This window comes from Neopusillimonas aromaticivorans, assembly GCF_030344915.1.
GTDB classification, from domain to species: Bacteria; Pseudomonadota; Gammaproteobacteria; order Burkholderiales; family Burkholderiaceae_B; genus Neopusillimonas; species Neopusillimonas aromaticivorans.
This window is the reverse complement of record NZ_CP128233.1, coordinates 3,188,812-3,207,198: the sequence shown is the minus strand read 5'-3', so window position 1 is coordinate 3,207,198 and position 18,387 is coordinate 3,188,812. Positions and strand designations below refer to the sequence as shown.

The 18,387-nt window shown below is 56.8% G+C and carries 11 protein-coding genes and 8 pseudogenes; 14 read left to right on the top strand and 5 right to left on the bottom strand.

Translation table 11 applies throughout. The features are described 5' to 3' along the window. Window positions 1-6: 6 nt before the first annotated feature. Window positions 7-1,047, bottom strand: coding sequence for an aromatic ring-hydroxylating oxygenase subunit alpha (locus tag N7E01_RS17805; protein WP_289173843.1), 1,041 nt, complete (start codon window positions 1,045-1,047; stop codon window positions 7-9). Between the two features lie 18 nt (window positions 1,048-1,065). Further along, complete coding sequence (locus N7E01_RS17800) at window positions 1,066-1,302, bottom strand: recombinase-like helix-turn-helix domain-containing protein (protein ID WP_289173841.1); 237 nt, start codon at window positions 1,300-1,302, stop codon at window positions 1,066-1,068. Window positions 1,303-1,708: 406 nt separating this feature from the next. Here N7E01_RS17800 and N7E01_RS17795 point away from each other — a divergent pair, with 406 nt between their 5' ends. The 13 genes and pseudogenes from N7E01_RS17795 to N7E01_RS17735 all read left to right on the top strand — a co-directional run bounded on the left by N7E01_RS17795 (window position 1,709) and on the right by N7E01_RS17735 (window position 13,361). Beyond that, on the top strand, window positions 1,709-2,050 hold the full coding sequence (locus N7E01_RS17795; RefSeq protein ID WP_289173839.1) for an ATP-binding cassette domain-containing protein: 342 nt from the start codon (window positions 1,709-1,711) through the stop codon (window positions 2,048-2,050). Between the two features lie 76 nt (window positions 2,051-2,126). Continuing rightward, window positions 2,127-2,489 carry a P-loop NTPase family protein gene (locus N7E01_RS17790; RefSeq protein ID WP_289173838.1) on the top strand — a complete coding sequence of 121 codons (363 nt, stop codon included), beginning with the start codon at window positions 2,127-2,129 and terminating at the stop codon, window positions 2,487-2,489. Between the two features lie 99 nt (window positions 2,490-2,588). After that, the gene (locus N7E01_RS17785) at window positions 2,589-3,584 is read left to right on the top strand and encodes an ABC transporter substrate-binding protein (RefSeq protein ID WP_289173836.1); all 996 of its coding nucleotides are present in this window, start codon (window positions 2,589-2,591) and stop codon (window positions 3,582-3,584) included. 77 nt (window positions 3,585-3,661) lie between these two features. After that, window positions 3,662-4,439 (top strand): annotated as a pseudogene (locus N7E01_RS17780) (ABC transporter permease). A gap of 9 nt (window positions 4,440-4,448) precedes the next feature. Continuing rightward, window positions 4,449-5,236, top strand: a pseudogene (locus N7E01_RS17775) (SDR family oxidoreductase). Window positions 5,237-5,251: 15 nt separating this feature from the next. Beyond that, entirely contained in the window at window positions 5,252-5,782 is a 531-nt protein-coding gene (locus N7E01_RS17770) for a cupin domain-containing protein (RefSeq protein ID WP_289173834.1), read from the top strand. 13 nt (window positions 5,783-5,795) lie between these two features. Next, window positions 5,796-6,587: pseudogene (locus tag N7E01_RS17765) on the top strand (alpha/beta fold hydrolase); the annotation flags it as partial. A gap of 293 nt (window positions 6,588-6,880) precedes the next feature. After that, the gene (locus N7E01_RS17760) at window positions 6,881-7,459 is read left to right on the top strand and encodes an IclR family transcriptional regulator (RefSeq protein ID WP_350494896.1); all 579 of its coding nucleotides are present in this window, start codon (window positions 6,881-6,883) and stop codon (window positions 7,457-7,459) included. A 22-nt stretch (window positions 7,460-7,481) separates the two neighbouring features. Further along, window positions 7,482-8,271: pseudogene (locus N7E01_RS17755) on the top strand (SDR family oxidoreductase). Then, window positions 8,264-9,978: pseudogene (locus N7E01_RS17750) on the top strand (thiamine pyrophosphate-binding protein). Before N7E01_RS17755 ends, N7E01_RS17750 begins: the two co-directional pseudogenes overlap by 8 nt. Before the next feature lie 10 nt (window positions 9,979-9,988). Continuing rightward, a pseudogene (locus N7E01_RS17745) lies at window positions 9,989-10,806 on the top strand (aspartate dehydrogenase). A 9-nt stretch (window positions 10,807-10,815) separates the two neighbouring features. Next, window positions 10,816-12,313 (top strand): annotated as a pseudogene (locus tag N7E01_RS17740) (aldehyde dehydrogenase). Window positions 12,314-12,401: 88 nt separating this feature from the next. Continuing rightward, window positions 12,402-13,361, top strand: a complete 960-nt coding sequence (locus N7E01_RS17735; RefSeq protein WP_289173832.1) for a VOC family protein — start codon at window positions 12,402-12,404, stop codon at window positions 13,359-13,361. A gap of 279 nt (window positions 13,362-13,640) precedes the next feature. On the opposite strand, the gene N7E01_RS17730 is transcribed toward N7E01_RS17735, so the two are convergent. Then, entirely contained in the window at window positions 13,641-14,819 is a 1,179-nt protein-coding gene (locus N7E01_RS17730) for a porin (RefSeq protein ID WP_289173830.1), read from the bottom strand. A 145-nt stretch (window positions 14,820-14,964) separates the two neighbouring features. Between N7E01_RS17730 and N7E01_RS17725 the strand changes: the two genes are divergently transcribed. Continuing rightward, a complete protein-coding gene (locus N7E01_RS17725) occupies window positions 14,965-15,153 on the top strand; it encodes a hypothetical protein (RefSeq protein WP_289173828.1) in 189 nt (62 codons plus the stop codon). A 42-nt stretch (window positions 15,154-15,195) separates the two neighbouring features. On the opposite strand, the gene N7E01_RS17720 is transcribed toward N7E01_RS17725, so the two are convergent. Then, window positions 15,196-15,672, bottom strand: coding sequence for a disulfide bond formation protein B (locus tag N7E01_RS17720; RefSeq protein ID WP_289173827.1), 477 nt, complete (start codon window positions 15,670-15,672; stop codon window positions 15,196-15,198). 89 nt (window positions 15,673-15,761) lie between these two features. Next, window positions 15,762-18,345 (bottom strand): annotated as a pseudogene (locus N7E01_RS17715) ([protein-PII] uridylyltransferase). Window positions 18,346-18,387 lie beyond the last annotated feature (42 nt).

Sequence of the window (18,387 nt, the reverse complement as noted above, 5' to 3'; positions counted from 1 at the left end):
TAGAGCTTACTTGACCCCGCGCGCCAATTGTTCCGTGGCGAGCTTGCGCAACTGGCGGCGAATCCGTGTGATACCGACATCGTGCTGATACAGGTGTTCGCGCTGGTTGGCGTCGGGTTCCATCTGTTCGAGCACGACACGGTCTTGTTCAAGCACAGCCCAGTGGCGAGCTTCCAGGCGGTTTTTGTACAGGAAACGCCATGAATCACGCTCCCAACCCGATACTTTGCGGACACGCCAGAAGAATACTGACGCCAGGTTGGGAGCAATGGGAGTGAAGCAGCCAATGATGCAGAAATTGCCGCCAGGACCACCGGTTTTGGGGTAGGGGATTTCAAGGCGCATCCAGTGCAGGCCGGTGTCGGCCCATTCAGACCAGTCAAAGTTTACATCGCGCTGGCCGGCTTTTTCAAAGATAACGCCATGTTCCGTGTCGCGTAGCTGGAATTGGGCCGAACGTGAACCAACCGCCATACTGTGGGATTGCTTGTGCAGGTAGGTGCCATGCATCGGGTCCATGACGTTGTCGATGACGTAGCGGTAATCGCCGCGCCATTCGGTATAGCACAGGAAGCTGGACCATTCGTCGGATACCAGCTGTTCGGGCAGAACCAGTGGAGGCGGCTCGTCAATGTTCTGCGATGAGTTGTACATGAAGATCACGCCATTGCTTTCTTGCAGGTGGAAGGCACGCGTTGCGCGGGAGCCTTCGAGCTTGCAGCCGGGGCTGCCCGGAACCGACACGACCGTGCCATCCGAGCGCACCTCGACACCGTGATAGCCACAGGCAATTTTGTTACCTAGCGGGATACCGAATGACAGCGGTGCGCCACGGTGCGGGCAATGGTCTTCCAGACAATGGGCTTTGCCGTCGGCGTCACGCCACAGCACCAGTTTCAGGCCCAGCCGGCGCAATGAAACGGGGGTGTCCTTGACGAAATGTGATGGGCAGATGGCATACCACAAGTCTTTGAGGCCGTCTGCAAGGATTTTCTGGATGGCTTCTTCGGTGTTGGCCGCGGTGGCGGCTGCGTTAGCTGTGCTCATGAGTCGTTCCGGAAGAGGTTAGTCGGCGGCCAGGCGTGCCAGTTCGGCCTTCAGTACATCAGGTGTCCAGAGGTCGGTCGTTAGCGGCTGCGGACCCTGCTCGTTCAGGAAAGCGACCAAAGGCTCGATGGCGGTCACGCCGGATGCGTACGCACGTTCGAGCGTATCGCCCAACAGGTTTTCATACGCGGTGGGTTCGGATGTGCGCGCCTGATGAGGTTCGAGGTAGCAGGGCGTAAGGTAACGATCTAGCATTTATAGGCCTCCGATTAAAGGGCATGACATGAAACAACCCGTGATTAATAAGCGGCTTGTTGTTTCATATATTAAACAGCGTTTTATTTTTGGTTAGTGTAGGCGTCGTCAAAACGACGATCTATTGGTGGAAACCCCTAATTTTGGTTTGATAATTTAACTAACCATTTATTTTTAAACGATTTATTTTAATTTTATTAGTCTTTGGAGAGCACCCGGGCGACCTCGGGAAATGGGCTGGAATACCAGACAAAGGGTTATCCCTACTATTTGATCGCGCATCGAAGCGATAAAGTTTGTTCAATTGAGAAAACGTCAGTTCATATATGAAACATTGTGAGGGTGGTGTGATCCTGGTGTCACCAACAAGATTGCCGTCCACACAACACTCTAGGAGCCCAGCCTGATGGTTGAAATCGAATTCCGGAATGTACGAAAGTCGTTTATCGACAAGCAGACGTCCAGGCCGATCACAGCAGTGACCAATGTGTCCTTGTCGATCAACAAGGGTGAGGTGGTCTCGCTGATCGGTCCTTCAGGCTGCGGAAAAAGCACTTTGCTGAATATGGGTTCGGGGCTTTATCAGCCGACAGAAGGCGAGGTCTATGTGGCGGGTAAATTAGTGACCCGACCCGTGCGTGAAGTGGCCTTCATGCTGCAGAAAGATTTGTTGATGCAATGGCGCACCATTGAAGATAACGTGGCCCTGGGTCTCGAGATTGCCGGTGTTTCCAAGGGGAACGCATGAGCGTTGCCCATGAGTTGCTGCACAAGTGCCACCTCAAGGGCTTTGAGAAGCATTACCCGTATCAGTTGTCCGGGGTATGCGCCAGCGGGCTGCGCTGGCTCGCACGCTGGCGGTTGATCCACAGGTCATGTTGCTTGACGAACCGTTTTCAGCTCTGGATGCCCAGACCAAGATGGTGCTGCAGCAAGATCTGGCTCAGATGCTCTTCGAGAAAAAACGGACGGCGTTGTTCATCACCCATGATCTGGTTGAGGCGGTAGCGCTCTCTGACCGCCTGCTGGTCATGAGCGAGCGACCCGGCACCGTCATTGAAGAAATTCCCATTCAGTTGCCTCAGCGTGAAAACCCTCTCGAGCGACGCAAGATGCATGAAGTGGGCCCGTTGGTCGGCCGTCTGATGGATTTGCTCAAGATTGGCAAGGAAGAACATCTGCACTGATGGTCAACCGTCATTGCTGCACCCTGTTGTTGCTGTGTGTTTGCCCCAAGAAGTGTTGTAACCCTTAAAACCCTCATCACATCTCTACCGGAGGATTAAATGAAAAAATTTTTCGCCATGACCGCTCTCAGTGCGTGTGCACTGTTCACCGCACCCGCCGTATTGGCCGATAACCACGGCAAGAGCCTGCAGGAAATTACCTACTTGTTGCCGGCGCCTAAAACGTTGACCGCCTTTGCCCCGTGGCTGATTGCGGATCATCAGGGATATTTTGCCGAGGAAGGGTTGAAGGTCAACTTCGTGGCAGGAAAGGGTGGTGTTGATGTGGCCAAGCAGATTGGTGCCGGCAATGCCGTGATTGGCGGTGCCATCGGCGATACCCCGATCATCGTCCGTGCCAATGGCATCCCGGTCAAGGCGGTCGCCGTACTCGGTGCCGGCTCGTTGACGCTGGTCGCGTCCGATGAGGCCAACCCGATTACCAAGCCGGCTGAACTGAAAGGTAAAACCATTTCGGTCATGGCGTATACCGACACCACCTACTATGCCTTGCTGGGTACCCTGCGCAAGGCGGGTCTGACGCGCAACGATGCAGCCATTCAGGCGGCCGGTCCGGCCGGAGTATGGCAGTTGTTTGCTTCCGGCAAAACCGACGCCATGGCGGGTGTGCCTGACTGGGTTGTCGGTGCCCGAACAGCGGGCAAGAAAGTGGCCCTGATGCCGGCCAATGAAACCTTCGACAGTATGGCCCAGGCCATTCTGGCTTCTGACGAGTCCATAAAGAACAACCCTGAGCTTATCCAGAAAATCGTTCGCGCCACGCTCAAGGGCATGAACCTCATCATGACGGATACCGACAAGGCGGTTACCGCTTATGTTGAAGCCAACCCGGCGTTCAAGGGCAAAGAAGCGGAAGTGCGTCAGATCATGGACCTCTACAACCAGTATGTCTATGCCAAACAGCCTGTGTTGGGCAAGATGGACCCTGACCGCCTTGCCAAAGTACAAGAGTTCTACGTGTCCGAAGGTATTGTCAGCAAGGCTTCCCCGCTGGATGAGTTGTACACCAACCAGTTTGTTGGAGCCGGTCAATGAGTTTGAGTTCTTCCGCGGCCAGTGTCGACGCACCCGCAGGAGCCCCACGTAGTACATCCCCTGCGAAAGGAGCTGGCATGACGAAACATGCATTTACGTTAATGTGCAGTCTGGCCGTATTGGTGGCGGTGCTGGCAGCCTGGCAGTGGTTGCCAGTGCCTGTTGGGCACACCCGAGTACATCTGGCCCAAATTCACATCGGTGGTTGACGAGTTTTTCCGCATGTGGAGTGACGGCAACCTGGTAGAACACTTCGGCTATACCGCTCTTGAGGTCGTGCTGGGTTTCATTCTGGGTGCCTTGCTGGGTTTGTTCGTGGGTGTGGTGCTGGGGTTGTCTCCCACCACAGAATCCGTGCTGTCACCCTACATCCTGGCCTTGCAAATTGCTCCGAAAGTGGCCTTTGCACCGCTGTTCGTGATGTGGATGGGCTACACCATTTACCCCAAAATCCTGGTCGGTCTTTTGATTGTGTTCTTCCCGATCATGATCAACGTGCTGTCGGCAATCCGTACGGTAGACCCCGATATGGTCAATCTGGTACGCACGTTGAATGCGACCCGTTGGCAGATTTTCCGTCTGGTCGAGTTCCCGTCATCGCTGCCGGCGTTGTTTTCGGGTCTGCGTATCGGCTCAACCCTGGCGGTTATCGGGGTTACGGTGGGCGAGCTGGTCGGCGGCAACAAAGGTCTTGGCTTTTTGCTGGTTGACTCTGAAGGTCAGGGCAATACAGCCGGGGTGTTTGTCGCCATTCTGGGGCTGACGGTCATCGGTATTGTGGCGTATGCCGTCGTGGTCTGGGCCGAACGTCGTTGCCTGCATTACATCCCGAAAATCACGACGACAACGGCGTAAAGGCACACCATGAATCAGCATATCAACAGTTCGGCACAGATCGCGGCCAAAGTCCTGGCAGGTCGGCGTGTTCTGGTCACGGGTGCGGCTCGTGGCCTGGGTTTCGATCTGGCCCGCCTGGCCTTGCAGGCCGGTGCTTCGGTGGTTCTGGCCGACATTCTCGAGCCTGAACTCGCCCAGGCCAAGGCTCGTCTTGAGTCCGAAGGTTTCAAGGCGCACACCGTGGTGTTCGACCAATCCAGTCCCGAGTCGATCCGGCAGTGTGCCGAACTGGCGGCAAATCTGCTGGGTGGCCTTGATGGTTTGGTCAACAACGCCGCCATCACGAATTCAGGCGGCAAGACCATGGAAGAGTTGCAGATCGACATGTTCGATCGGGTCATGACGGTCAATGTCAGGGGTGCTGGCTCATGACCCAGGCCTGTTTGCCCGCGTTGCGTGCTTCAGGGAATGGGGCTGTGGTCAACCTGGCGTCCGACACGGCCCTGTGGGGCGCACCCAACCTGATGGCTTATGTGGCCAGCAAGGGGGCCGTCATTGCCATGACGCATTCCATGGCCCGTGAAATGGGTGCTGACAACATCACCGTTAACGCGGTTGCACCGGGCCTGACACTGGTCGAGGCCACTGAATATGTGCCCAAGCATCGTCACGAGCTCTACGAAAACCAGCGTGCCATTCAGCGCGCCCAGGTTCCCGAAGACGTCAGTGGTGTCATTGTCTTTCTTTTATCCGGTCTGTCACGTTTCGTGACTGGCCAAGTACTGGCTGTCAATGGCGGCTTTGTCATGCATTAACCAAAAGGTGATTTTATGAGCGAACAAGCAGTAAATGATCAACCGACCTGGACCCGTCCTGAAGGCGCAAGCTTTGAAGACTGGATGTCAACCCGCATTGCGCGTTTCTCCACCCGCAAGTACGACTGGGATGCCCTGAAATTCCAGGCCGACTTCGACCCGAAATACCGCCGTGCCCAGATGCGCTATGTCGGTACCGGTGGTACCGGCGTTGCCTCAGACGTCAACACCGTACCGTCTGAAAATTTCACGTTTTCGACTATGGTGATCCCGGCCGGCCACGAAGGTCCATCCCATATTCACACCGATGTCGAAGAGGTTTTCTTCGTCATTCGCGGCAAGCTCAAGCTTATTCTTGAAAAAGACGGTGAGCGTTTCGAAACCATTCTGACCGATCGTGATCTGGTTTCGGTTCCCCCGGGCGTCTACCGCGAGGAAATCAACATTGGTGACGAAGATGCGCTGATGTGTGTCATGCTGGGCGCCAAGAAGCCCATCACGCCCACGTATCCGCCTGAACACCCCTTGTCCAAAATCAAGCGCTAAGACGGGGTTTGCAATGCGTCATTCAACAGCAGCACGTTGGGAAAGCGGCGAGGCCTGGGTGCCATGCCGCGTCGAAACCGCACGCGGTGTCATCAGCGTGCGTGATTCGGGCACCAGCAGTCCCAAGACGTTCGTGCTGCTGCACGGTATCAGTTCAGGTTCCGGGTCGTGGCAAGACTGTGCCCGCGTCCTGGCTGATCACGGCCGCGTCATTGCCTGGGACGCTCCGGGCTATGGCGATTCGGCACCGTTATCGGAGTCGGCGCCGTTGGCGATCGACTACGCAGCCAGTCTGGCTGCGCTGGTCGACGCCCTTGATCTTGAAGAGTTTCTGCTGGTAGGCCATTCGCTGGGGGCCCTGATGGCCGCAGGTTACAGCAGTCTGCCTCAGGCCAGGGCATTTGGCTACGCATTGTTCAGTCCGGCATTGGGTTATGGCGGCACCGAAAAGTCGGCCGATGTCCGCAAGGGGCGTCTGGATGCCCTTGAGCAAAAGGGTATCGAGGGTATTGCGGCGGCATTGCCTGCACGCTTGCTGTCGGCCAATGCCTTGCCTGCCCAGCGCCAGGCGGTTACCCAAAATGCCCTGCGATTGCATGCCGGCGGGTATCGCCAGGCCGTTGAACTGCTTTGCGGCGACGACATCAACCGCCACCGTGGTCTGATGGCGTCAAACACGCGTGTGTATTGTGGCGATGCCGATGTCGTGACCACCCCTGTGCAGTCGCAGGCCTATGCGCAACAGCATGGTATGCCGTTCGACCTCGTTCACGCAGCAGGTCATGCCTGTTACATCGAGCAGCCCATGCAGGTAGCCGGCCTCATCGTGTCGGCCTTTACCGACTTGCGGGGGGCTATGAAGCCCAATGATGCCCCGGTGCTGGATCACAGCAGCAAATACATTGTTCCCGGCCTTGAGCGCGGGTTGTTGATCTTGCGACAGTTTTCGCGTCACGAGCCGGTGCTCTCGGCCCCGAGCTTGCGCGCCGCCTTGGCATACCGCGCTCCACCGTATTCCGTTTGCTGGCAACACTCGAGCAGCTTGGCCAGATCCGGCGTGACAGCACGGGTCGTGATTACTGTCTGGCCAGTGGTGTATTGCAACTGGGTTTCGAACTGCTGGCCTCGCGAGAGCTGACCGAGATCGGGCGGCCGTTTCTTGAACAGTTGCGTGATGCGACAGGCTGCTCGTGCAACCTCGTGGTTCGCGATGGCCGGTCCATCGTGTATGTCGGACGCGCCGTTCAGCCCGGGCCACTGGTGAATACCGTGCAGCTGGGAACACGTTTGCCCGCGCATGCCACGTTGTTTGGTCGTGTGTTGTTGCAAGACACCCCTTTCGAGGCGCTTCAGGCCTTGTATCCGGAAGAGTACCTGCATCGCGTTACTGATAAAACGCCGGCAACCGTGGGCGATTTGTATCGCCTGATTCAGGCAGATCGCGACCACGAGTATGTATTTGATGCCGATTATTACGAGTCGGGTATCGCCACGCTGGCTGTACCCGTGTTTGGCGGTTATGACCGCAAGGTGGTTGGTGCACTGGGCATCACGATTTCCAGCAAGAACGTCAACCCGCACTATATCGAATCGCTGGCCGCAAAGGCATGTCAGGCAAGCCGTGAATTATCCGGGTTGCTGGATCACATTGTCCCGACGGCCGGCTCACACCATTAATGGTTAACACCACGAGGAACCCATGATTAACCTTGAAGGAAAAGTCGCCGTTGTGACCGGCGGGTCATCCGGCATCGGGCTGGCCACAGTCACGTTGTTGCTCGAACAAGGCGCCGATGTGGCGTTGTGCGGTCGTGATGCCGGTCGGCTTGAAACGGTTGTCAATCGTCTGAAGACACAGTTTCCGTCGCGACGCATTTTTCCCAGGCCTGTGATGTGCTGGATGGTGAACAGGTTCGCCAGTTTGCAGCTGCAGTTCGAGCGGCTCTGGGGCCCGTATCTATGCTGGTCAACAATGCCGGCCAGGCTCGTCTGTCAACGTTTGCCGACACCGACGACCAGGCTTGGGAAGATGAACTGAAACTCAAGTTTTTCTCGGTCATCAACCCCACCCGCGCCTTCATGCCCGACCTCGAGGCGCAGCCCGATGCTGCCATTGTGTGCGTCAACTCGTTGCTGGCGGCCCAACCCGAACCGCACATGGTCGCCACATCGGCGGCCCGCGCAGGCATCATGAACCTGGTGCGTTCGATGGCGACCGAGTTTGCACCGAAAGGCATTCGGGTCAATGGCATTTTGCTGGGTCTGGTTGATTCCGGCCAGTGGCGTCGCCGCTTCGAAGCGCGCGAAGACACATCAGAAGACTGGGATACATGGTCACTGAATCTGGCCCGTCGCAAGAATATCCAGCTGGGGCGTCTTGGCCGTCCTGAAGAGGCGGCTCGCGCCATTGTTTTTTAGCTACCCCCTTGTCATCTTATACAACCGGCTCACACATCGATGTGTCCGGAGGAGTCTCCCGTCATGCATAACACTACCGTCAAAGTCACCGTTGGGGCGGCCATTGCTGCCTTTCTTGAGCAGTGTGGGGTCAAAACGGCATTCGGGGTGATTTCCATTCACAACATGCCCATTCTCGACGCCTTTGGCGAGCGCGGCGTTATCCGTTTTATTCCGGCGCGTGGTGAGGCGGGTGGTACCAACATGGCCGATGCCTACGCGCGCACCACCGGAGAGCTGGGGGTTTGCCTGACCAGTACGGGTACCGCTGCCGGTAATGCGGCCGGCGCCATGGTGGAAGCCCTGACGGCAGGCACCCCCATGCTGCACATCACCGGCCAGATTGAAACGCCGTACCTCGACCAGAACCTGGCGTATATTCACGAAGCACCAGACCAGTTGACCATGCTCAAGGCCGTATCCAAGGCGGCCTTCCGAGTGCGCAGTGTCGAAACGGCCATCAGCACGATCCGCCAGGCGGTTCAGGTGGCACTGACAGCCCCAACCGGTCCGGTCAGTGTCGAAATTCCTATTGATATCCAGGCCGCTCTTATCGACATGCCCGCCGATTTGTCGGCCCCTGAAGTTCAGGTGGTCGAGCCTGCGGTGGCGGCAATTGACCGCCTGGCCGCGCAACTGGCCAAGGCCAAGCGTCCTTTGCTTTGGCTGGGCGGCGGCGCGCGTCATGCCGGCAAGGCCGTGCAGCGTCTGATGGCGCTGGGTTTTGGCGTGGTTTCCAGTACCCAGGGCCGCGGTATTGTGCCGGAAGATCACCAGCAGTCACTGGGTGCCTTCAACCTGCACAAGCCGGTAGAGTCGTTCTACCAGACATGCGATGCCATGCTGGTGGTGGGTTCGCGCCTGCGCGGTAATGAAACCCTTAAATACCAGCTCCAGCTGCCGCGCCCGTTGTACCGTGTCGATGCCGATGCGAGCGCCGAAGGTCGCTGCTACACAACTGACGACTTTGTACAGGGTGATTCGTTGCGGGTGCTCGAAGGCTTGGCTGATCGCCTGGAAGGCAAACTATCCGTTGATCCGGCCTTTCACTCCGATCTTGCAGCGGCAAAACAGGCCGCCGTCGCCTCACTGGTGGATGGACTTGGTCCTTACTCTGCTTTGGTCAGTGCTTTGCAAGCGAGCGTTGGCAAGAATTTCAATTGGGTGCGCGACGTCACGGTTTCGAACAGTACCTGGGGAACCGCTATCTTTACCTGAATGACCCCAAAGCCGGGGTGCATGCCCTGGGTGGTGGTATTGGTCAAGGGCTGGCCATGGGTATCGGCGCGGCCATTGGCGCCGCCCAAACCGCGTCAGGCAAGAAAACCTGGACGCTGGCGGGGGATGGCGGTTTCATCCTGAACCTGGGTGAAATGGCGACCGCCGTTCAGGAAAATGCCGATATGGTCATTGTGCTGATGAACGACAAAGGCTACGGTGTCATCAAGAACATTCAGGATGCGCAGTACGGTGGCCGCCGCCATTACGTGGAACTGCACACCCCTGATTACGCAAAACTGTGCGATTCATTAAACATGGGCCATACGCGTGTTTCGAATCTGAATGACCTGGAGGCTGCATTGGCCAAGGCCAGCGCTTCGAAGGGGCCCTTCATGCTTGAAATTGACATGTTGTCCATCGGTACGTTTAAAACCGCGTTTGCTGGCCCGCCCGTCAATGAACCGCAGCCGGCTGAACAGGCAGCCCCTGCAACGACATCGGCACCGACGGCAGCGTAAGGGGCAGGCCATGACGACTCAACGTATTGCCATGGTGGGTTTTGGTGCCATTGGACGCTCGGTGTTCGACCTGGTGGCTGATGAGCCACGCCTTTCGATTACCCACATTATTGTTCCGGCCGGTAACGAAGAGAATTCACGTCAGTATCTGGCCGGACGTCCCGACGCCAGCGCGGTACAGGTCGTGTCTGCCGTACCTTCCGGTCAGGCAAAGCCTGATCTGCTGGTCGAGTGTGCCGGTCATAGTGCCATCGAAGCGCATGTGCTACCCAGCCTTAAGGCGGGTATTCCGTGCATGGTCGTATCCATCGGGGCCTTGTCAGACGCGGCGCTGGCTGAGCAGCTTGAAGCCGCCGCCAAGGCGGGTGATACCCAGGTGCATCTGTTGTCGGGTGCCATTGGCGGTATCGACGCACTGGCGTCCGCACGGGTGGCCGGTCTGGACAGCGTGACCTATATCGGTCGCAAGCCGCCGTTGGGCTGGCTGGGTACGCCGGCCGAAGAAAAGCTCGATTTGCGTAACCTGAAAGAAAAAGCAATGTTTTTCGAAGGTTCTGCCCGCGATGCTGCGCGTTTGTATCCCAAAAATGCCAACGTGGCAGCAACGCTCTCGCTGGCTGGCCTGGGTCTGGACAACACGACGGTACAACTGTGGGCTGACCCTGCCGTTACCGAAAATATCCATTACTACGAAGCACAAGGTGCTTTTGGCTTCATGGGGGTGACCCTGAAAGGAAAGCCCTGGCCGCCAACCCTAAAACATCGGCGCTGACGGTTTACAGCGTGGTGCGCGCACTTAAAAATCGTGTCGCCCTTATTGCTGTCTAAAGGAAAATCATGAATCAATCCGACGTGTTACCGGTCTGGCCCGAGGCCCAGCCTATTTGTATTGCCGGTGAGTGGCGAATGGGGCGTGGCAATACGTACGCCACTCATTACCCCGCGACCGGCGAAGTGGTGGCTACACTGAATGCCGCCAGCCCTGAGGATGTGGAAGAGGCCATTATCGGCGCTCAAAAAGCCTTCGAAACCAGTGGATGGGCCCAGCGCAAACCCCACGAACGTGCCGCTGTGCTGTACCGCATTGCCCAACTGATACGCGATAAGGCCGAACATCTGGCGCAATTGCAGCGCCTGGATAACGGCAAACCCATCAACGAGACCCGTGCCCTGGTGGCCAGTGCTGCGGGTACGTTCCAGTTTTTGCATCGGCCTGCGAAACCCTTGAAGACACCATCACCCCGTCGCGCGGTGATTTCATGTCAATGAGCGTTTATGAACCCATGGGTGTGGTGGCAGCCATTACACCGTGGAACTCGCCCATTGCCAGCGAAGCCCAGAAAATGGCGCCTGCGCTGGCAGGTGGCAATGCGGTTGTGGTCAAACCCGCCGAAATCACCCCTTGATGGCGCTTGAACTGGCTCGTATTTGTGATGAGGCGGGTCTGCCCAAAGGCCTGGTTAGCGTCGTTCCCGGCAAAGGGTCGGTCATCGGTGACCTGATCACCCGTCATCCTTTGGTACGTCGAGTTTCGTTTACCGGTGGTACCTCGGTCGGCCGACACATCGCAGGCATCGCCGCCGAAAAGTTCATGCCGGCCTCACTGGAACTGGGCGGGAAATCGCCCACCATGGTGCTGGAAGATGCTGACCTTGACCATGCCGTGGCCGGTGTGTTGTATGGCATTTTCAGCTCCTCTGGTGAGTCATGTATTGCCGGGTCGCGCCTGTTTGTGGCACGTTCCATCTATCGTGAGTTCGTCGATCGTCTGGTCGCGGGTGCCAAACAATTGCGCGTGGGTGATCCCGCCAGCGAGTCAACCCAGATGGGCCCACTGATCAGTGAGAGCCATCGCGCGGCGGTCGAGCGTTATGTCAATATCGGCCTGGAAGAGGGCGGTCATATTTTGTGTGGCGGCGAGCGTCCAAAGGGTGATCTGTACGATATAGGCAGCTATTACCTGCCGACGATCATCGAGGGTCTCGATAACCAGAAAACTATTTGCCAGGAAGAAATTTTCGGTCCGGTGCTGGTGGTGATGCCGTTTGACGATATTGATGATCTGATTGTCCAGGCCAACGATAGCGTTTACGCCCTGGCCGCCGGGATCTGGACGCGTGATTACAAGAAAGCCTGGTCACTGGCCAAGGCCGTCAAGGCGGGTAACGTCTGGATCAATACCTACAAGGTCTTTTCCATTTCGACGCCGTTTGGCGGCTGGCGTGACAGCGGCCTTGGCCGTGAAAAGGGTCGCGAAGGCATTTTGCAGTACATGGAACAAAAAAGCGTGTACTGGGGCATGAACGAACAGCCGCTGCCCTGGGCCGGCGTTTGAACCGGGCCGGCCCGTATATTCAGAGTAGGTATTTGGCCCCTGGATATAACGGGCCGTTGAATCGCGCAATCAGAATTGAGGAATGAACATGGATGTGATCGGGATTGATGAAATTACCTATGGTGCCGACGATTTCGACACCTGCCGCCAGTTTTTCGCCGACTGGGGTCTGACCCTGAGCGCTGAGACGCCAGAGAAACTGACGTTCTCGACGCTCAACGGCTGTCTGGTCAACGTGGTGAAAACCACCGATACGCGTTACCCGCCCGCCATCGAGGCAGGCCCTACCATGCGCCATGTCGTGTGGGGTGTGTCGTCTGACGACATTGTTAACCGCTTTGCCGGTCGTCTGGCTGATGTGCCGGGGTTCAGTCACGAAAACGGCCGGGTGTCATGCATTGACCCCAACGGCATGCTGGTCAGTTTCCAGAAAACACGCAAGCGTGATGTTTCCGTACAGTGTGGCGAGTCAAATACCTGGAACAGCAAGCCGCGTATCAATGCGCGCAGCCCTGTTTACGAGCGAGCCCAACCCATTGAAGTCGGCCATGTGGTGTTCTTTGTCAGCGATGTCGCTGCTGCCGAACAGTTCTATACCGAAAAATTCGGGTTTGTCGCTTCTGACCGTTACCCCAATCGTGGTGTCTTTATGCGTTGCGATGCCGATGGTGGCCACCACGACCTGTTCCTGCTGGAAACACCCGACAAGAAAGTGGGCTTGAACCACGTGGCGTTTGCGGTGCGAGATATTCACGAAGTATTTGGCGGTGGCCTGCATTTTGATCGTTGCGGCTGGAAAACCCAACTGGGCCCAGGCCGACATCCGATTTCATCGGCGTATTTCTGGTATTTCGTGAACCCGGCGGGTGGTCTGATTGAATACTATGCCGACGAAGACCAGCTGACCGAAGACTGGGAACCCCGTGAGTTCGAACCTGCGCCAACGCGGTTTGCGGAATGGGCGGTTGACGGTGGCCTGGATGGCAACACCCGTCGTCAGAAAAACGTGGCGGCGCCGGAAGGGAAATTTCTGACCGACCGCAAGTAAACACACAAAAGCTAGTGGCTTCAGAAGGCCGTGTGGTTCCAAGAAAGTCTGGAACGCATGGCCTTATTTATGACCGGTTAGTGTGCTGTTAACTTTGATACGGTCATCCGATGACAGGCCATTGGTATAAAAAAACCGGGTAAACGCAATTGGCGTTACCCGGCTTAAACTCAAATCTACGGTACTGCAATACTGCTTGATTTACTGCGTGTGTCACACACACTAATCAACTGCTGATACCGGCCAGGCAATTGCCCGACCGGGGGTCATGCATAATGATTAGAAGTTGTGGCGCAGGCCAGCCATAACAGCTGTCTGGTTTACACCGCCAGCAACAACGTAGTCCTGGGCTGTGCCACCGGAACCGCTGTTGGCTGTGCTGTTGGCAACGCCGCTGTTGTTAACGTAAGCAGCCGAAGCGTAAACCGAAGTGCGCTTGGACAGAGCGTATTTAACACGTGCAACGTACAGCATCGATTTCGAGCTTTCAGGTGCGTCTTTGAACCTGATGTAGTTGACCGAACCGTCGATGGTGACAGCAGGTGTCAGTGCGTAAGCAGCGCCCAATGACCAGAGGTCGGAGCGATCGCCCAGGTCGTATGTACGGGCAACGCCGTTCGAAACGCCGAACGATGTACCGACGCGACCGTCAGTTTTGCGGTTGATGTAAACCAGACCCAGCGACAGGGCGTCAAACTTGGCCCATGCGTTGAATGCCAGACGACGGTCTTCGTCTTGTGTGTTGGTCAGGCCCGAACCACGCCAGTTAGTACCGTCACCGCCTTTCAGGACGTCCCAGGCAACGTTAACACCCCAGTTGGCAGCATCGTAACCCAGCATGGCGCTGTAGGACGAGCAAGCATTTTCCTGGTTGAAGTTAACGCCACAACCGTTAGTGTCACGGCCTTTGGCGTAGTGAGCACCGACTGTTACGCCAGAGAATGTGCCACGGTAAGCGACAGCGTTGTCATGACGACGATCGGGAATGTAACCGTCGAGGCCACCCAGACCATGAGCGTTGGGGCCCATGATGTCGGAACGCATCATCGAGTAGAACAGCATGCTGTACTGACGGCCAATGGTTACTTGACCCCAGTCGCCTTTCAGGCCAACCCAGGCAGCGCGACCGAACAGACGGCCACCCTGGTTGGATGTACCAACGTTGGGGTTAAAGCCGGATTCCAGATTGAAAATGGCTTCGAGGTTGTCGCTGATTTTCTCGGAACCACGCAGACCCCACATGGAAGGCCAGGAGTTTGTTTGTGTGTTGAAACCAGTGTAGCTGTTGTTAACAATCGAAGCGCGACCGGTAACAGGATCAACACCAATGCTGCTGATGTTGTTGACGTAGTTGATGGCGGTATCGATCGTACCGTACAAAGTCACGCTGGTGCCTTGGGCAGATGCCAGCATGGGGAATGAGAGGGCCAGGCCCGCTGCGAGTGCTTTTAACTTCATTGGTTAGTTCTCCAACGTTGATGAAAATGTATGCCGTATGGCGGCACTGTTTTAGTAATGCAACTAACTGTGTCACTTTACTACGTACTGTAAAACCGACGCATCAAGAATCTTTTGTGTCGGACCCGGGATACGGGTGACAACCGTGCAAAAACAAAAAGTGGAAACCCCTGTGCTGCATTTGCCGATTCGACGTATTGGCTGGGTAGCGCTACGTTTCTTGATCGTTGGACTGAGTGTAAAAAGACAGGAATGTGACGACGATAAGGGTAAACCCTTCTTTGTTCACATTTGTGTTGAATTAACAACGTTTGGTCGTGATTTAGGCGGTTAATACAGGGACACAGCCGCACAGGTGGTGTTTTTAAACAACAAGCTAGCGGCGACGAAGCATGATCGCAGCACTGACCAAAGCCAGCACAGCGAACAGGCCCAGGCCCCAAAGGGCATACTCAACCCCCAGCAAATTGACCCTGGCGTCCATGCAGGTGGCATAGATACCGAATAACCAGGGCACAGTGGCATCCAGTCCGCTTTCGACCATGAATCGGTCGGCAAAGGTGCGGTCACATGAAAACATCTGCGCAGCGACGCTGTATTGATACCAGGCCGAAAGGATCCCGCCCAGGCTCAACAGCAGCGAGGCTACCGAACCCGCACGTTGCAGCAGCCCGTATGGCTGCCCCAGGCTGGCCAGCGCGGCAACGGCAGCGATGACCAGGAAGATCAACCGTTGAAAGACGCACCAGGCGCAGGGACGCATGTCAAAAACGTGCTGTGAGACGAGCGCGATGGCGACAGCGCCCAGGCTGGCCAGAGCAATCAGACGAAGAAGGGTGCGGTTAGAAGGCATGAGTTGAAGGTGCGGCTTAAAGGAATGCGTTGAAGATATTCGGCGACTCAATGACATTGGGCGCCTGGATTCAAAAGGCAGTGCAGTTGTCAGGGGCCAAATGCGTCGCTGAGCTGCCCCAGCAGATTGCGTTCGAATTGTAGCTGGGTACGAGGGTTTTCCAGCACGTCACCCTCAATCATGAAAACGTCTTCAACACGGTCTCCCAGGGTCAGAATCTTGGCCATTTTCAAATCAATGCCGCTACGGGCGAGTACACGGGCCAGGCTGTAGAGCAGCCCCGGGCGATCAGAGGCGGTCAGCGCCAGGCGCCACGAGCGCGAATTCTCGTCGGGTTGCAGTGAAATGTTCGGGACGATGGGAAAGACTCTCGAGCGTCGTGAAATCCGGCTTCGTACCTGGCTGGCCGGTCGTTCAGGCGGCAACGGGTGACCCAGTGCAAGCGCAGTGGCCAATTCGTGCTCAATGAGGGTGGCCCATGACCGGTAATCGGTATCCTGGTTGGGCAATAGCACAATGAAACTGTCGAGTGCCCAGCCATGGCGCGTTGTATGGATACGGGCGTCCTGGATGCTGAGGGTGTGCTGGTCAAAATAGCCGCAAATGGCAACAAAGAGGTCAGGGCGGTCTTTTATGTAGACCATGACTTGCAGGCCCTGGTTTTGACCGATGACGCGTGCCTTCACGACCGGTTCAGGGGCCTCAACCCGGTGATACAAGTGGCGGGTATGCCAGGCAATTTCGGAAGCGTCATGGCGCAGGAAGTACGCGACATCCAGTTCCTTCCAGAACGCTTCACGGGTTTCATCCCGCAAGCCGAGCAAACGGATTTCCGCAGCGGCTTCATCTTTGCGGCGTGCCAGAACGGTGCCGGTATCCGGAGGGTTGCCGCCCAGAGCCTCGTGAGTCAGGTGATACAGGTCTTCCAGCAACTTGCCCTTCCAGGAGTTCCAGACTTTGGGGCTGGTGCCCCGGATGTCGGCGACGGTCAGCAAGTAAAGGGCGGCCAGCCGCCGTTCGGTCTTGATACGGGCAGAAAATTCGTGAATGGTATGCGGATCGGTCAGGTCACGTTTCTGGGCAAATGACGACATGCTGAGATGTTCGCGCACCAGAAACACCACCAGGTCGGTATCTTCGGCTGAAATATTGTGCTGTTTGCAGAAACGCAGGGCGTCTTTGGCACCCAGTTCGGAATGGTCACCCCCACGACCTTTGGCGATGTCGTGATACAAGGCTGCAATATAAAGCAGCCAGTGGCGGTCCATATCGGCCACCAACTGGCTGGCCAGAGGAAATTCCTGCGCGTGTTCGGGCATGGTGAAACGGCGAAGGTTGCGAATCACGCGCAGCGTGTGCTGGTCTACGGTATAGGCGTGGAACAGGTCGTGCTGCATTTGCCCGACAATCTTGCGAAACTCGGGCAGGTAGCGCGGCAAGATATTCAGCAAGGTCATGCGACGCAGGGCGTGAACGATGCCGCGTGGCTGCTGGAAAATCTGAAGGAACAGGTAACGGTTTACGGGATTGCGCCGGAACTGCGTGTCAATCTGGCGACGGGCGTGCCACATGGCACGCATAACCTGGGCGGACAGCCCAGTCAGTTCCGGACGCTCTTGCATCACCAGAAAGGCACGCAGCAGCAAGGTCGGGTTACGTTCAAGCGCATCTGGACGTCTGATATCCAGGCGGTTGTGACGGATGCAAAAGTCGTCGTCGATGATGCTGTCCGAGTTGGCCGGTGGCGGGAACAGGCGCTCTTCAAAGGTCTGCATCAGTATCGTATTGAGCTGATTGACCACGCGAGCCGCCCAGTAATATCGTTGCATCAGCAGTTCGCTGGCGCGACGGGTTTTGGTGGCCTCGAATCCGTAAATTTTTGCCAGTGCCGGTTGCAGATCGAAAAGCAGGCGGTCTTCACGGCGACCAGCGAGCAGATGCAGTTCGATGCGCAGTCGCTTGAAGGCCAGTTCGGCCCTGCGAAGGGCCCGGTATTCGGCGGGCGTCAGCAGGTCGGTTTGACCAATTTCGCGCCAGGTCTGGCCGATGCCGCTGGCCTGGGCAATCCATAAAATAACCATCAGGTCGCGCAATCCGCCCGGGGCTTCCTTGCAATTGGGCTCCAGTGCGTAGGGGGTATCCTGGTGGCGGGCATGGCGCTGTTGCATTTCGGCCCGCTTGGCCTGAAAAAAGCCTGGGGTCGCGCTGTTCGGCCATGGCGGTCTGAAGGGCCGCCAGCAGTGGTTTGTCGCCGGCCAGCCACCGCACCTCCATCAGGGCGGTTTCCACCGTGATGTCATTGGCGGCTTCCCGGCGGCAATCTTCAAGGGTGCGCACACTGTGACCGACATCAAACCCCAGGTCCCATAGTGCAGTGACCAAGGCTTCAAGCAAGCCTTGGTCGTTTTGATCGGGTTCTCGCGCCAGCAGTATCAGAACGTCGATATCTGACCATGGGAACAGCTCACCGCGCCCATAACCGCCGACCGCTGCCAGGCAGGCCCCTTTCGGCAACGGTGTGACTTTCAGGATGTCGCGCAGGGTCTGGTCGGTGACGCGTCGCAGTCCGCCCAGAAGTTTTTCTGGTCGCACATGCTTGCGGTAGCTCTCGATGACATCGTTGCGACGAGCTTTGTATGTATCCCGGAGGTGTTGCAGTGTGGAAGGGGTCATGAAGCGGCAGACCTGTAGTTTGGGTCAAACCGCTATTTTCGA

What these genes read in the sequence shown, in the direction of transcription:
- N7E01_RS17735 (WP_289173832.1), top strand. Translation starts at nt 12,402, where the DNA reads ATGGATGTGATCGGGATTGATGAAATTACCTATGGTGCCGACGATTTC.
- N7E01_RS17720 (WP_289173827.1), bottom strand. Translation starts at nt 15,672, where the DNA reads ATGCCTTCTAACCGCACCCTTCTTCGTCTGATTGCTCTGGCCAGCCTG.
- N7E01_RS17730 (WP_289173830.1), bottom strand. Translation starts at nt 14,819, where the DNA reads ATGAAGTTAAAAGCACTCGCAGCGGGCCTGGCCCTCTCATTCCCCATG.
- N7E01_RS17790 (WP_289173838.1), top strand. Translation starts at nt 2,127, where the DNA reads ATGCGCCAGCGGGCTGCGCTGGCTCGCACGCTGGCGGTTGATCCACAG.
- N7E01_RS17800 (WP_289173841.1), bottom strand. Translation starts at nt 1,302, where the DNA reads ATGCTAGATCGTTACCTTACGCCCTGCTACCTCGAACCTCATCAGGCG.
- N7E01_RS17795 (WP_289173839.1), top strand. Translation starts at nt 1,709, where the DNA reads ATGGTTGAAATCGAATTCCGGAATGTACGAAAGTCGTTTATCGACAAG.
- N7E01_RS17770 (WP_289173834.1), top strand. Translation starts at nt 5,252, where the DNA reads ATGAGCGAACAAGCAGTAAATGATCAACCGACCTGGACCCGTCCTGAA.
- N7E01_RS17805 (WP_289173843.1), bottom strand. Translation starts at nt 1,047, where the DNA reads ATGAGCACAGCTAACGCAGCCGCCACCGCGGCCAACACCGAAGAAGCC.
- N7E01_RS17785 (WP_289173836.1), top strand. Translation starts at nt 2,589, where the DNA reads ATGAAAAAATTTTTCGCCATGACCGCTCTCAGTGCGTGTGCACTGTTC.